The sequence below is a fragment of the Microbacterium protaetiae genome, from assembly GCF_004135285.1.
In the GTDB taxonomy this organism is placed as follows: domain Bacteria; phylum Actinomycetota; class Actinomycetes; order Actinomycetales; family Microbacteriaceae; genus Microbacterium; species Microbacterium protaetiae.
The window spans coordinates 3,248,491-3,262,458 of record NZ_CP035494.1; the positions used below are offsets into that span (position 1 = coordinate 3,248,491).

Sequence of the window (13,968 nt, forward strand, 5' to 3'; positions counted from 1 at the left end):
TGCGGCCAAGGTGCGAGGGCACGCACCGGTATCGACGACAGGCTGCGCCACGCTGGTGCGGGCTTGGTACGAGTGCGGGATGCCACGCCTTGAACCTATCGCGCGCGATACCGTGGCGTCACCGACGATGAGGAGAAACGGTGGGTGTGACGCAGGAACGGTTCGACGCCATACGACGCGTGTGGGGCGACGTCGGAAGCTGGGCGGTCTGGGATGAGGCGCGTCCCGGGCGCAGTCGCTGCGGTCGATCGACGAGTACCTCGTGACGTCGTAGCCGCAGGGGATGCCCTCATACACGAGAAAAGGGCCCCTGTCGGGACCCTTTTCACTCTGTGCGCGAGGGGGGACTTGAACCCCCACGCCCTAATACGGGCACTAGCACCTCAAGCTAGCGCGTCTACCTATTCCGCCACCCGCGCAGGTGGATTTCGGTTTCGCAACCGAGGAACGACATTATCACGTTCTGTGTCGCCGATCGAACCCTGCGGGCCCCCGGGCGCGCCGCCACCCGCGTCCTACCCGGTAGCCTGGTCGTCATGCCCGAGACCTCCGATGCGCCGCAGTTGAATGAAGTCGCCCGCATCGCACGGGACCTCATCCGCATCGACACGACCAATCACGGTGGCGGGCGTGCGGTCGGCGAGCGCGAAGCGGCCGAGTACGTCGGCGCGTACCTCGAGACACTCGGTCTGGAGCCTGAGTTCTACGAGCCGATCGAGCGGCGCACGAACCTGATGGTGCGCATTCCGGGAGTCGATCGTGACCGCCCCGCTCTCGTGCTGCACGGGCACCTCGACGTCGTCCCCGCCATCGCCGACGACTGGAGCATCGACCCGTTCGCCGGCGAGGTCCGAGACGGCTTGCTGTGGGGTCGCGGTGCGGTGGACATGAAGAACATGGACGCGATGATGCTCACCGCTCTCGCCGACGTCCTTCGGGCAGGACAGCAGCCGGCGCGAGACATCGTGTTGACCTTCTTCGCCGACGAGGAGGACGGCGGGGTACGCGGTTCCGCGCTCGTCGTGCGCGATCGCCCGGAGTGGTTCGCGGGTGCCAGTGAAGCCATCAGTGAAGTCGGCGGGTACTCGATCTCCGTCGCCGGAAAGCGCGCCTATCTCCTGCAGGTGGGGGAGAAGGGGCTTCTCTGGCTGCGGCTGCGTGCACGGGGTCGCGCCGGCCACGGCAGCGGATTCCATCCCGACAACGCCGTGACGCGTCTTGCCGAGGCCGTGGCCGCCCTCGGGCGCACCCAGTGGCCGATCCGCCTGACACAGACCACGCGCGCCCTGGTCCAACAGCTGGCTGCACTGTCGGGTGCGTCGACGGAAGATCCCGACGCCCTCGCCGACCTGACCGGCCCTGCGGCGGGCTTCCTGCGATCGACGCTGCGAACCACGTCGAACCCCACCGGCGCAACCGCCGGCTACAAGCACAACGTGATCCCCGACAACGCCACGGCCACCATCGACGTGCGGGTGCTTCCCGGCACCGAAGACGATGTGCTCGCCGACATCCGCCGCATCGTCGGCGACGACATCGAGATCGAGCTCGTGACCCGTGACATCGGGTTGGAGACGCCGTACGAAGGCCCCCTGGTCGACGCGATGGTGGCGGCACTGCACTGTCATGACCCCCAGGCGCCGATCATCCCGTATCTGATGGGCGGGGGCACTGACAATAAAGCGCTGTCGCGTTTGGGGATCGCCGGATACGGCTTCGCGCCGCTGCGGCTGCCCGACGGATTCGACTTCACCGGCATGTTCCACGGCGTCGACGAGCGCGTGCCGCTGAACGCGCTCGACTTCGGTCGTGCCGTGCTGGCCGATCTGCTGCGCACCTGCTGAGAACCCGCCTGCCCCGTCACCCCGTTTTAGCGAAAGGCGCCCATGCACCTGATCGAGGCGATCTTCTTGGGCTTCGTCCAAGGACTCACGGAATTCCTGCCGATCTCATCCAGCGCGCATCTGCGCATCGTCGGGGCGTTCCTGCCCGATGCGGGTGATCCCGGCGCCGCTTTCACCGCGATCACCCAGATCGGCACTGAGTCGGCCGTGGTGGTGTTCTTCTGGCGTGACATCGTGCGCATCATCGGCCACTGGTTCCGCTCGCTGTTCGGCAAGCTGCCGCGCAACGATCCTGACGCGAAGATGGGCTGGTTGATCATCGTGGGCACGATCCCCATCGTCGTGCTCGGTCTTCTCTTTCAAGACGCCATCGAGACCACTCTCCGATCACTGTGGATCGTCGCCGCGACGCTCATCGTGTTCGGCGTCATTCTCGGCATCGCCGACATGCTGGCCACGCAGCGCCGCACGCTGGCCGATCTGACGGTTGGACACGGCATCATCTACGGGCTCGCCCAGTCGCTGGCCCTGATCCCCGGCGTGTCACGATCGGGCGGCACCATCACGGCCGGACTGCTGCTCGGGTACACGCGCGCTGCCGCGGCCCGCTATGCATTCCTGCTCGCCATTCCCGCGGTGTTCGGCAGCGGGCTTTACGAGTTGTACAAGACCGTGAAAGAGCCCGCCCACGAGGTCTTCGGCATAGGCGAGACCGCCGCAGCAACCCTCGTCGCGTTCATCGTGGGTCTGGCTGTGATCGCCTTCTTCATGAAGTGGATCTCCAAGCACAGCTTCTTGCCGTTCGTGGTCTACCGCGTTGCGATCGGGGCGACTCTCATCGTGTTGCTGAGCACGGGTGTGATCCAACCCTGAATCATCCAGCTCTGAACGAGTCTCAGCGGCGCGGGTCGTCGCGGCCCGGCTTGCCGTCTCCACCGCGGCGCAGGTAGCGCTCGAACTCGCGCGCGATGGCGTCTCCGGATGCCTCCGGGGAGTCCCAGGTGTCGCGGGCGGCCTCGAGCTGGTGGATGTAGTCGCTCATCTCGTCGTCCTGGGCCGCGGCGGCATCGATGGTCGCCTCCCAGGTCACCGCCTGCCCGGCCAGGTCTCCGTGCGGCACCGATGTCCCGGTGATCTCTTCAAGCTTCTCCAGCAGGGCCAGCGTCGCCTTCGGCGACGGGGTGTGCCCGGCGACGTAGTGCGGCACGCTCGCCCACAAGCCGATGGTCGGGATTCCGGCATCCTCTGCCGCCATGGCGAGTGAGCTGAGAATGCCCACGGGACCCTCGTAGGTGGGCTTCTCCAGGTCGAGGGTCTGGCGCAGCTGTTCGTTGTCACTGCCGGCGAACACCGAGATGGGACGGGTGTGCGGCACATCAGACATCATCGAGCCGAGCGCGACGAGTCCGGTGATGTCTTCGCGCAGCATGACGTCGACGAGTTCGCCCGCGAACGCCTGCCATGCGCGGGCCGGCTCGACGCCCGTGAGCAGCCACAGCTGAGTGCCGCGCGGGCGGCCCGCCGGCCGATACACCGTGGCATCGGGCCAGTGCAGCGTGCGGCCCCCATCGGGATCTGCTCGCATCTCTGGGCGCGTGTACTGATAGTCGAAGTACAGCTCAGGGTCCACTGTGAACACCGGCTCGTACGCACCGGTCTCTTTCAGCAGCGCCGTGGCCGAAGTCGCCGCCTCGCCGGCATCGTTCCAGCCGTCGAAGGCGACGACGAGTACGCGTCGGCCCAATCCGTCCACTCGGTCCCCCTCCTGCTGCGCTCCTTCCAGGATAGGCGCCTCGGTAGCATGGGACGATGACCCCTCGCCTTCCCACCGCCGTCCTGTGGGACATGGACGGGACCCTCGTCGACACCGAGCCGTACTGGATGGCGGCCGAGACGCCGCTGGTGGAATCGTTCGGCGGCACGTGGTCGCACGAACAGGCACTGCAGATGGTGGGGCTCGGTCTGGAAGACGCCGCACGCATTCTGCAGGCCCAGGGAGTGCGCCTCGGGGTCGGCGCCATCGTCGCCCATCTCACCGACGAGGTGCTCGGCTCACTGGCGCGTGAGGGCGTGCCCTTCCGTCCGGGGGCCAGGGAGTTGCTGCACGGACTGAAGGATGCCGGGGTCAAGACGGCTCTGGTGACCATGTCGATGCGCCGGATGGCCGAGACGGTCGTCGACCTCATCGACTTCGATGCGTTCGACGTCGTGGTCGCCGGCGACGACGTGACCCGCCCCAAGCCCTACCCCGACCCGTACCTGCAGGCCTGTGCGGCACTGGGCGTCGACGCGCGCTCGACCGTCGCGATCGAGGACTCGCCGAATGGCCTGCGCTCCGCGGTCGCTTCGGGAGCGGTGTCGCTGGGGGTGCCATTGATGGTCTCGCTCACCGGCACCGGAGCCCACGCGCTGTGGCCGACGCTTCAGGACCGAACGACAACCGACATCGCAGACCTCTACACCGCGCACCGTCCCGAGGGAGCCGCATGACCGCCACCCCCCGACCCAGTGGCCCGTTCGGGTTCGGAGACCGCGTGCAGCTCACCGGCCCGAAGGGCAAGCTGCACACGATCACACTGCGCGAGGGCGGCGAACTGCACACCCACCGCGGTGTGCTTCGACACGACGCCCTGGTCGGGCTTCCCGACGGGTCGGTGGTGCGCAACAGTTCCGACACCGAATATCTTGCGCTGCGGCCGCTGCTGCGCGACTTCGTGATGTCGATGCCACGCGGAGCCGCGATCGTCTATCCGAAGGATGCCGCGCAGATCGTCGCGCAGGCAGACATCTTCCCCGGAGCGGTCGTGGTCGAGGCCGGAGTCGGCTCGGGTGCGCTGTCGCTGTGGCTGCTGCGCGCCATCGGGCCGCAGGGACGCCTGGTGTCTTTCGAGCGCCGCGAAGAGTTCGCCGAGGTCGCGCGAGCAAACGCCGCGACCTATCTCGGCGCCCCTCCGGCGAATTGGCAGATCGTGCTCGGTGACCTCACACAGGCGCTCCCCGACACATTCCGGCCTGGTTCGGTCGATCGTGTCGTGCTCGACATGCTCGCGCCGTGGGAGTGCATCGACGCCGTCGCCGACGCGCTGGTGCCCGGGGGAGTCGTGCTGTGCTACGTCGCCACGGTGACCCAGCTCAGCCGTGTGGCGGAGTTCATCCGCGGCACCGGCCTGTACACCGAGCCCGAGTCGAGCGAGACGATGATCCGCGGATGGCATGTCGATGGACTGGCGGTGCGTCCGGACCACCGCATGGTGGCCCATACCGGTTTTCTGCTCACTGCCCGTCGCCTCGCTCCCGGCGCGGTGCCCCCGGATGTGCGCAGACGTACGGTACGCAAGACGGCGTACGGTGACGACGATGTCGAAGTGTGGACGCCGGGTGCGGTCGGCGACCGGCAGATCACTGACAAGAACCTGCGCAAGCGTCTGCGTGATGCCCAGCGAGCAGCCGATGGCGCCCGGCAAGCGGCCGATGCGCGGCGCGAGGCGAACGGCACGTCCGGCGAGAGCGCCTAGACTGTTCCGGTGCGCAAGATCCCCGCTGCCCTCGCCCTTCTGAGCCTGACAGCCGTCGCCCTCGTCGGGTGCGCGTCGGGTGACGGTCCCGCTGCATCCTGCTCCCGGACCACCGACACCGGCTCGTCGACCATGGATCTCATCTCGGTCACCGGCTCTGCCACGTCGGCGCCGAAGGTCGAGGTGAACACGCCGCTGCATGCCACGACGACGCAGTTCAGTGACGTGATCCGTGGGGATGGCGAGGTCCCGATCACCAGCGACGCTCAGATGATCGTGCTCGACGTCGCTCTGGTCAGCGCCAGCACGGGCAAGACTCTGGTGACCACTCCGTACGACGGCGACGAAAGCCGGGTGTATCCGGTGTCGCAGTGGGTGCAGTCCTTCCCCGGTTTCGACGATGCTCTGCACTGTGCGACCGCGGGCACACGTGTTGCCGTCGCCATCGCTCCCGGTGGCGTACCTGAGGCGTCGCTGTCGAGCCTCGGCATGAGCGCCGGCGACTCGCTGGTGGCGGTGCTTGACGTGCGCAAGGTGTTCCTGGCCGCCGCAGACGGCTCACCCGTCTACAACGACGGCTTCGGAATGCCGGCGGTGGTGCGGGCACCCGACGGGCGGCCCGGCGTCATCGTGCCCGACAGTGTGGCGCCCAAGACGTTCAAGGCTCAGGTACTCAAGCGCGGCGACGGCGCAAAGGTGAGCGCCGATCATCCGGTGCTGCTTCACTACACGATCGTCAACTGGACGGACAAGTCTGTCGTTGAAACGACCTGGGACTCGCAGGCCGAGTTCGTCACGCTCTCGACGAAGTCCAAGGGCTTCCAGAAAGCGGTCGAAGGGCAGAGGGTGGGCTCCCAGGTGCTGGCCGTGATTCCGCCCGCCGACGGCGTGTCTGGTGCCACCGACACGCAGATCGCCGTCATCGACATCCTCGGCGTCGGTCCCGATGCCGCGACCACCACGCAGTAGGCCGCACCGCCGTCGTCGGCGGCTGTCCGCCCCTAGGATGGGTGGGTGCCCGCCGATGACGTCTCCGTGAGCTCCACCGAGCGCAACGCGCCCGAGGAGCGCCTGCTCAACCTCGTGGTCGCACTGATGGCGACCGACCAGGGGCTGACGAAAGACACGATCCTCGGCTCGGTGTCGGGATATCGAGAGCAACTGGAAACCGGCGCGTCCAAAGACGCCCTCGAGAAGATGTTCGAGCGTGACAAAGAGAACCTGCGGGGTCTCGGTGTTCCGATCGAGACCATCGGCGATCGGCTCGAGCCCGACGACCTGCGCCAGGCGCGCTACCGGGTTCCCACAGCCGAATACGCGCTCCCCGACGAGATCACCTTCACGCCGGCCGAGATCGCGGTCCTCAATCTGGCCGGAAGTGTGTGGGGGCAGGAGTCGCTGTCGGCGCACGCGCGCAGCGGTCTGCGGAAGATCCGCTCGCTGGGCATCAACGTCGATGAGCCGATCATCGGCTACGCGCCGCGCATCAGTCTGCACGAGGCGTCGTTCGCCCCCTTGCAGCGCGCCATCGAGCAGTCTCGCGTGGTGACTTTTCCCTATCTGAAACCGGGGGAGGAGCACCCGCGCACCCGTCGGCTGCGGCCGCTTGCGCTTGTCGAGTACGAGGGGCGCTGGCACGTCTACGGTATCGACGTGGATGCCGCGGCAGAGCGCACATTCCTGCTGTCGCGGATTGTCGGCGACGTCAAGATCACGCGGGAGCGATTCGATCCTGGCCAACGTCAGGGTGCCGGTGGCAAAGCACTGGGCGGACTGGAGGAGCTTGCCCGGCGGCAGAGCGCACTGCTGGAGGTGCATCCGGGAACCGAGGCGGCGCTGCGGTTGCATCGCCGGGGAACGCCTGAGGTGCAGGGCATTCGCGTCCCCTTTGTCGACGTGCACATCTTCGCCGACGAGCTGGCCTCATACGGACCTGAGGTACGTGTGGTCGAGCCGGCAGCCCTCCGAGAACAAGTGCTGCGGCGCCTGCGAGCCGCGCTCGATGTGAACGGAGCCGATCGATGAGCCCGTCGTCGCGGCCTGCGTTGGCCACGGAGCGCGCCGCCCTCATGCTGCAACTCGTGCCCTACCTGATGAACAAGGGCGAGGTGTCGGTGCAGGAGGCCGCCGCCGATTTCGACGTGTCACCAGCGCAGATGCGCGAGATGGTCGAGAAGCTGACGGTCATCGGCCGCCCCGGTGATGGGGGCTACTGGCAGATGGCCAACGATCTGTTCGACATCGACTGGGACCTTCTCGATGAACAGGACCGCATCTCGCTGACAAACGCGGTGGGTCTTGAGCACGCGCCGCGACTGACCGCTCGTGAGGCCGCCGCCCTGCTGGCCGGGCTGCAGCTCGCGCGTTCCCTGCCGGGTGTGGAGAAGAGCGGCGTGATCGCGGGCCTGTTGGCCAAGCTGGCTCGGGGCGCGTCTTCGGTGCCCGCCGACGTCATCGTTGCGCCCGAGCCGGTCGACGATGTGCGTGAGACGGTCGACGATGCGCTGCGACGCGGAGTCGCCGTCTCGTTCTCCTATAAGGCTCCGGATGCCGCGGTCACGACGCGCACCGTCGACCCGGTGAAGGTGCACATCGCCGATGGCCAGTGGTATCTGCGCGGCTGGTGTCACCTGCGCGAGGCCATGCGAACCTTTCATCTCGACCGGGTCTCTGACCTGAGGCTCACCGACATCGCCATCACACACGGCGAGGAGCAGACGCCGGCATTGTTCGACATCGGCGGCGGCGACATGGTGGCCCACATCCGCTTTCCGTCGGCGGTGGCACCGCTGATACGGGGGTACCTCGATCGTGCGCAGGAGGTCACGACGGCCGGCGATCAGGCCGATGCGACGCTGCGCGTGGCAGACGTGCACAGCCTCAAGCGGCTTGCCACCGGCCGGGGCGGAGATGTTGAGATCGTCGCGCCGGAAGCGGCGCGCCGGGCCGCTGCCGAGTGGGCTCGGGCAGGCCTCGAGCAGTACACCGAGGCGAGCTGACCGGGCGCGTCCCCGGCGACGCGCGGGTGCGGGCGGGTTAGACTGGTTCGACGGCGCACGACAAGGAGAAACCATGGGCGCATTCGGGTGGCCGCACCTGCTGATCATCCTCGCGGTGATCCTGCTGCTGTTCGGCGCTGCGAAGCTGCCGGCGCTGGCGAAGAGTCTCGGACAGTCGGCTCGCGTGTTCAAGGGCGAGATGAAGGCGATGAAGGACGACGACAGCACGTCGACGTCTGCGAGCGAGCCGAAGGCGGATGCCCCGGCCGACGCTCCCGCATCGCACTCTCCGGGTGATACCAAGCCGTAGCCGGACGTGACGCAGACCGGTTCGTCGCAGCTGGAGGACCCCGCGACCCCGCCCCGTGACAAGCGGATGTCGTTCGCGCAGCATCTGCGCGAACTTCGCAAGCGACTGTTCATCGCCGCCGCCGGGCTCATCGTCGGCATGGTCATCGCATTCATCATCAGCGGTCCGGTCATCGACCTGCTTTCGCAGCCGATCGCACGGATCGCCGCTGCGAACGGCGACACCTACACGGCGCTCAATTTCAACACCGTGACCAGCGGGTTCGACATGCGCATGCGCATAGCGTTCTCGATCGGCCTGATCATTTCGGCTCCGGTCTGGCTGTGGCAGCTGTGGGCGTTCGTCATGCCGGGACTGACCCGCAAAGAGATCCGCTACACGATCGGCTTCATGGCCGCGGCGATTCCCTTGTTCGCCGGTGGCCTCTATGTCGGCTGGCTGATCATGCCGCACATGGTCGAGATCATGGCGATGTTCGTTCCGAACAATGAGGGCGTCGCACGCTTCTACGACTACTCGACGTACTACGACTTCGTCTTCAAGCTCCTCTTGGTCGTGGGCGTGTCGTTCATCACCCCCGTCTTCCTGGTCGCTCTGAATCTCGCAGGTGTGATGTCGGGACGCACGATCTTGAGAGGGTGGCGGGTCGCCATCATCGTGATCGTCGTGTTCGCGGCTGCGGCCACCCCGGCAGCCGACGTCACCTCCATGCTTCTGCTGGCGGGCATTCTGTGCGTGCTGTACTTCGCCGCCGCGCTGCTGTCGCTTGTTTTCGACCGTCGCAAGGCGAAGCGGGCTCCCGTGGGGCCGGCCGCGTGAGCGAACCCGGCCCCGCAGAGCGCTTCGCACGCGCACGCGCCGACCGGCGGCATCCCCTCACCTCCCACTTCGCCGACGGCCAGCGATTCGAGCTCGACGCGTTCCAGGTCGCCGCCTGCCACGCCCTCGAAGAGGGGAGCGGGGTGCTCGTTGCCGCGCCGACCGGGGCGGGAAAGACGCTCGTCGGCGAGTTCGCCGTGCACCTGGCGATGCGTGAGCCGGGCGAGAAGGCGTTCTACACGACGCCGATCAAGGCGCTGTCGAACCAGAAGTTCCGTGAGCTCGTCGACGTGTACGGACCCGACGAGGTCGGTCTGCTCACCGGCGATGTGAGCATCAACGGCGATGCGCGCATCGTCGTGATGACCACCGAGGTGCTGCGCAACATGCTGTACGCCGACTCGGGTGCGCTGCGCGGCCTGCGCTTCGTCGTAATGGACGAGGTGCACTACCTCGCCGATCGGTTCCGCGGACCGGTATGGGAAGAGGTGATCATCCACCTGCCGCGCACGGTCAAGCTGGTGTGCCTGTCGGCGACGGTCTCCAACGCCGAGGAGTTCGGCGATTGGCTCGACACTGTTCGAGGCGACACCGAGGTGATCGTCTCTGAGACCCGCCCCGTGCCGCTCGAGCAGCACGTGTTGGTGCGCGGCGACCTGCTGCCGCTGTTCGATGACCGAGCCGGCGCGGCGACGGCGCGAGTGAACCAAGAGCTCATGCGCATCCGCTCGTTCAAGGGCGCGAGTTTCGAGAGCAACCGGCGCGCGCAGCAGTTCCGCAGCGCGGGAGGATACGAAGCCGCCCACCGGCGACCGTCGCGCGGCTCGCGCCGCCCGGTGCGCAGCGCCAACGTGCGCCGGATCGAACGCATGGACCGGCCCGATGTCGTGCGACTGCTCGACCGCGACAGATTGCTGCCGGCGATCTTCTTCATCTTCAGCCGGGTCGGCTGCGAAGCCGCGGTGACGCAGGTGCGTCGCGCGGGGGTTCGCCTCACCTCGCACGAGGAGCGCGATGAGATTCGTCGGATCGTCGACGAGCGCACCCGCACGCTCGCCGACGAAGACCTGGGCGTGCTCGGGTTCTGGGAGTGGAAAGACAACCTCGAACGCGGGGTCGCCGCACACCACGCCGGCCTGTTGCCGGTGTTCAAAGAGGTCGTCGAGGATCTCTTCCAGCGCAAACTGGTCAAGGTCGTCTTCGCCACCGAGACGCTGGCGCTCGGCATCAACATGCCGGCGCGCACCGTGGTGTTGGAGAAGCTGGAGAAGTTCAACGGCGAGGCGCGGGTGGCCATCACGTCGGGGGAGTACACGCAGCTGACCGGGCGTGCCGGGCGCCGTGGCATCGATGTCGAGGGCCACGCCGTCATCCAATGGACCGAGGCGATGGATCCGCAGTCGGTCGCCTCGCTTGCCTCGCGCCGCACCTATCCGCTCAACTCCAGCTTTCGCCCCACCTACAACATGGCGGTCAACCTCATCGACCAGTTCGGGCGACAGCGCGCGCGCGAAATCCTGGAGAGTTCGTTCGCCCAGTTCCAGGCCGACCGCGCCGTGGTCGGGCTTGCCCGCCAGGTGCGCGAGCACGAGGAATCCCTGGCCGGCTATGCCACGGCGATGACCTGCGACCGGGGCGACTTCGTCGCGTACTCCGGCATTCGACGCGAGCTGAGCGACCTGGAACGGCAGAACCGCAAAGACGGCTCGGCCTCCCATGCGGCGCGCCAGCAGCGCCAGCACGAGATTCAGGCCCTGCGGCGGCGGATGCAGCGGCATCCCTGCCACTCCTGTCCCGACCGCGAGAGTCACGCGCGCTGGGCCGAGCGGTACTGGAAGCTCAAGCGCGCGACCGACAAGATCCGGCGACAGATCACGACCCGCACCGGCAGCATTGCACGCCAGTTCGATCGCGTCGTCGACGTTCTCGCCACGCTCGACTACGTCGCCGTCGATGACGAGGGGGCCACAAGCCTGACCGAGGCAGGTCACACGATGCGTCGGATCTATGGCGAGCGCGATCTTCTTGTCGCCGAAGCGCTGCGCACCGGAATCTGGCGGGAACTGGATGCCGCGGGCATGGCCGCGCTGGTCTGTTGCCTGGTCTACGAGCCGCGCCGCGATGAGGCCACCGCAGGCGAACACGCCCTGCCGCGGGGAACGTTCCGTACCGCGTTGACGGCCACGCAGCGGCTCTGGGCAGAGCTCGACGAGGTCGAGCACGACCATCACCTCACGGGAACCGCAGAGGTCGCCACGGGGCTTGCGCAGGCGATGCATGCCTGGGCCCGCGGTGCGGCGCTGGACCGGGTGCTTTCAGATGCCGACATGGCGGCCGGCGACTTTGTGCGATGGGCGAAGCAGACGATCGATCTGCTTGACCAGCTCACTCTTGTCGCAGATCGCCGCGTGGCCGCTGTTGCCCGCACGGCGCTCGACGCCGTGCGACGGGGGATCGTCGCGTACTCGTCGGTCTGAGAGGTGACCTACCCTGGAAGGGTGCCCGATCGTCGCGCCTTGCCGCGCCCTGTGCTGCCGCTCGGCGTCGCGACATTCCTTGCGGCGGTCGCCGGAGCGCTGCTGACGACCGCGTTCCCCGCACTGAGCTGGTGGCCCGTGGTCTTCGCCGCGGTTCCGCTCACGCTGCTCACCCTGATCGGCCGCCGGCTCTGGGGAGCGGTGCTGGTGGGCTTCGTCTTCGGCGCCGCGTTCTTCCTCATCAACGTGTCGTTCACCAGTCGATACCTGGGTCCGGTGCCGTGGCTGGCACTCTCGTTGTTCGAGGCCGTGCTCACCGCCGCTGCCGCGGTGCCGATCAGCCTCGCCTATCGATGGATGCCGCGGCTGCTGCCGGCGCGGTGGGCACGCGTCACGCTTCTGCCGGGGCTCGTGGCGGGCCTGTGGACCACGCGTGAGTTGATCCTGGGGACTTTCCCGTACGGCGGGTTCCCGTGGGGGCGGCTCGGTGTCACGCAGGTGAACTCCCCGTTGGCGCCGGCAGCATCGTGGGTCGGGATCAACGGCCTGACGTTCTTGATCGTGTTCGTGTGCGCGGCGGTCGTCGAATACGTGCGGGTGCGGCGGCTTCGCGATCTGCGACTGCTCCTGCCGTCTGCCCTCGTCGCGCTGGTGGTGGTGTTGATACCGCAGTTCCCGACCGCCGACGCCGGAACGTTGCGGGTGGGTGCGGTACAGGGCAACGGCCCGACCGGCTATTTCGACCACCGCGGTCCGAATGATGTTCTGCAGACGCAGCTCGACGCCACGGCGCCGCTGTTCGGCGAACACCTCGACGTGCTGCTGTGGCCTGAGGGCGGCATGGACACCGATCCGACACAGGATGCCGCCACGGCGGCCGTTCTCGACGGTCTGAGTGAACGGTTCGACGCGCCGCTGATCGTCGCCGCGGTCACGGGGCGCGGCGACGACTACTTCAACTCGTCACTGCTGTGGAAGGCGGGTGCCGACAACCCGGTCCAGACGTATGACAAGCGGCATCCCGTGCCCTTCGGCGAATACGTCCCCGACCGCTGGCTGTATCACTTCTTCGCGCCCGACCTCATCGATCTCATCCAGCGCGAGTACACGCCTGGGACGGCCGCGCCCATCTTCGATCTGGGTCACGTGAAGGTAGGACTGGCGATCTGCTTCGACGTGATCTATGACGACGTCATCACCGATGGCGCACGCGGAGGCGCCGAGGTTTTCATGTTCCAGACCAATAACGCCGACTTCCGGGGAACCGACGAGAATCTTCAGCAACTCGCGTTCGCGCGCATGCGCGCGATCGAGACCGGACGCTCGGTGGTGAACATCTCCACCGTCGGTACCAGCCAGATGATCGCCCCCGACGGATCGGAGATCGCAGGGCTGGATGTGGACACCGCCGGTGCCATGCTCGAAGACGTCCCCCTGCGCACGGGGCTGACGCCGGCCACGCTCATCGGACCGGCACTGGCTCTTCTGCTCGGCTGGGGAAGCCCGCTCGCCCTCGCCCTCGTCGGGTGCCTGCCTCGGCTGCGGGCCGGCCGGAGAACGGCGAATGCCGGCCCCGAGGGGACCGGCATCCGCACAGAAAAGTGATCAGGCGCTGAGCTTGGAGGTGTCGCCGCCGCGACGGGCGCGCACGAATGCGAGGCGCTCTTCGAGAAGTTCTTCGAGTTCGGGAATGGTGCGGCGCTCCAGCAGCATGTCCCAGTGGGTGCGCGCGACCTTGTCGGCGCTGTGGTCCACGGTGACCGTGCTCTCGCCCACGCGCAACACGGCCTCTTCGCCACAGGTGCGGCACTCCCACGTGTCGGGGAATTCGGCATCGGCCGCGAACGTCAGCGTCGTCTCGCGCTCGCACGCCGTGCAAACATAGGTCTTCTGTACGCGTTCATGGAACACGACGCCCTCTTCGCTCTGTAAGCTCTGGGCGCCGAGTCGGATGCCGCGCAAGCTGCGGTCTGCCATTGTGTGGTCCTCTCGTCGCTACTCAGG

The 13,968-nt window shown here is 67.4% G+C and carries 13 protein-coding genes and 1 tRNA gene; 11 read left to right on the forward strand and 3 right to left on the reverse strand.

The features are described 5' to 3' along the window. Positions 1-333: 333 nt before the first annotated feature. A tRNA-Leu gene (locus ET475_RS15080) sits at positions 334-419 on the reverse strand. Between the two features lie 117 nt (positions 420-536). Between ET475_RS15080 and ET475_RS15085 the strand changes: the two genes are divergently transcribed. Further along, the gene (locus ET475_RS15085; RefSeq protein ID WP_129392103.1) at positions 537-1,844 is read left to right on the forward strand and encodes a M20/M25/M40 family metallo-hydrolase; all 1,308 of its coding nucleotides are present in this window, start codon (positions 537-539) and stop codon (positions 1,842-1,844) included. Between the two features lie 42 nt (positions 1,845-1,886). Then, complete coding sequence (locus tag ET475_RS15090; RefSeq protein WP_129392106.1) at positions 1,887-2,717, forward strand: undecaprenyl-diphosphate phosphatase; 831 nt, start codon at positions 1,887-1,889, stop codon at positions 2,715-2,717. A 22-nt stretch (positions 2,718-2,739) separates the two neighbouring features. Here the strand turns inward: ET475_RS15090 and ET475_RS15095 are convergent, their stop codons facing one another. Continuing rightward, positions 2,740-3,597 (reverse strand): proteasome assembly chaperone family protein, encoded by an 858-nt coding sequence (locus tag ET475_RS15095; protein WP_129392109.1) that lies wholly within the window; start codon positions 3,595-3,597, stop codon positions 2,740-2,742. 56 nt (positions 3,598-3,653) lie between these two features. On the opposite strand from ET475_RS15095, the gene ET475_RS15100 reads away from it, so the two are divergent. The 9 genes from ET475_RS15100 to lnt all read left to right on the forward strand — a co-directional run bounded on the left by ET475_RS15100 (position 3,654) and on the right by lnt (position 13,569). After that, on the forward strand, positions 3,654-4,334 hold the full coding sequence (locus ET475_RS15100) for an HAD family hydrolase (protein WP_129392112.1): 681 nt from the start codon (positions 3,654-3,656) through the stop codon (positions 4,332-4,334). Continuing rightward, the gene (locus ET475_RS15105) at positions 4,331-5,359 is read left to right on the forward strand and encodes a tRNA (adenine-N1)-methyltransferase (RefSeq protein WP_129392115.1); all 1,029 of its coding nucleotides are present in this window, start codon (positions 4,331-4,333) and stop codon (positions 5,357-5,359) included. Before ET475_RS15100 ends, ET475_RS15105 begins: the two co-directional genes overlap by 4 nt. Positions 5,360-5,368: 9 nt before the next feature. Further along, a complete protein-coding gene (locus ET475_RS15110; protein WP_129392118.1) occupies positions 5,369-6,328 on the forward strand; it encodes an FKBP-type peptidyl-prolyl cis-trans isomerase in 960 nt (319 codons plus the stop codon). Between the two features lie 126 nt (positions 6,329-6,454). Next, on the forward strand, positions 6,455-7,384 hold the full coding sequence (locus tag ET475_RS15115; RefSeq protein ID WP_129394042.1) for a helix-turn-helix transcriptional regulator: 930 nt from the start codon (positions 6,455-6,457) through the stop codon (positions 7,382-7,384). Further along, positions 7,381-8,358: a helix-turn-helix transcriptional regulator gene (locus ET475_RS15120; RefSeq protein WP_129392121.1), complete on the forward strand. Its 978-nt coding sequence runs from the start codon at positions 7,381-7,383 to the stop codon at positions 8,356-8,358. Before ET475_RS15115 ends, ET475_RS15120 begins: the two co-directional genes overlap by 4 nt. A gap of 73 nt (positions 8,359-8,431) precedes the next feature. Continuing rightward, positions 8,432-8,668 carry a Sec-independent protein translocase subunit TatA gene (gene tatA, locus ET475_RS15125; RefSeq protein ID WP_129392124.1) on the forward strand — a complete coding sequence of 79 codons (237 nt, stop codon included), beginning with the start codon at positions 8,432-8,434 and terminating at the stop codon, positions 8,666-8,668. Positions 8,669-8,734: 66 nt separating this feature from the next. Continuing rightward, complete coding sequence (tatC, locus tag ET475_RS15130) at positions 8,735-9,487, forward strand: twin-arginine translocase subunit TatC (protein WP_129394044.1); 753 nt, start codon at positions 8,735-8,737, stop codon at positions 9,485-9,487. Next, entirely contained in the window at positions 9,484-11,964 is a 2,481-nt protein-coding gene (locus tag ET475_RS15135; RefSeq protein ID WP_129392126.1) for a DEAD/DEAH box helicase, read from the forward strand. Before tatC ends, ET475_RS15135 begins: the two co-directional genes overlap by 4 nt. Positions 11,965-11,985: 21 nt before the next feature. Then, complete coding sequence (gene lnt, locus ET475_RS15140; protein ID WP_242497663.1) at positions 11,986-13,569, forward strand: apolipoprotein N-acyltransferase; 1,584 nt, start codon at positions 11,986-11,988, stop codon at positions 13,567-13,569. On the opposite strand, the gene ET475_RS15145 is transcribed toward lnt, so the two are convergent. After that, a complete protein-coding gene (locus ET475_RS15145) occupies positions 13,570-13,941 on the reverse strand; it encodes an RNA polymerase-binding protein RbpA (protein WP_129392129.1) in 372 nt (123 codons plus the stop codon). Between the last annotated feature and the right edge of the window lie 27 nt (positions 13,942-13,968).

What these genes read in the sequence shown, in the direction of transcription:
- ET475_RS15085 (WP_129392103.1), top strand. Translation starts at nt 537, where the DNA reads ATGCCCGAGACCTCCGATGCGCCGCAGTTGAATGAAGTCGCCCGCATC.
- ET475_RS15090 (WP_129392106.1), top strand. Translation starts at nt 1,887, where the DNA reads ATGCACCTGATCGAGGCGATCTTCTTGGGCTTCGTCCAAGGACTCACG.
- ET475_RS15100 (WP_129392112.1), top strand. Translation starts at nt 3,654, where the DNA reads ATGACCCCTCGCCTTCCCACCGCCGTCCTGTGGGACATGGACGGGACC.
- ET475_RS15105 (WP_129392115.1), top strand. Translation starts at nt 4,331, where the DNA reads ATGACCGCCACCCCCCGACCCAGTGGCCCGTTCGGGTTCGGAGACCGC.
- ET475_RS15115 (WP_129394042.1), top strand. Translation starts at nt 6,455, where the DNA reads ATGGCGACCGACCAGGGGCTGACGAAAGACACGATCCTCGGCTCGGTG.
- ET475_RS15120 (WP_129392121.1), top strand. Translation starts at nt 7,381, where the DNA reads ATGAGCCCGTCGTCGCGGCCTGCGTTGGCCACGGAGCGCGCCGCCCTC.
- tatA (WP_129392124.1), top strand. Translation starts at nt 8,432, where the DNA reads ATGGGCGCATTCGGGTGGCCGCACCTGCTGATCATCCTCGCGGTGATC.
- tatC (WP_129394044.1), top strand. Translation starts at nt 8,735, where the DNA reads ATGTCGTTCGCGCAGCATCTGCGCGAACTTCGCAAGCGACTGTTCATC.
- ET475_RS15145 (WP_129392129.1), bottom strand. Translation starts at nt 13,941, where the DNA reads ATGGCAGACCGCAGCTTGCGCGGCATCCGACTCGGCGCCCAGAGCTTA.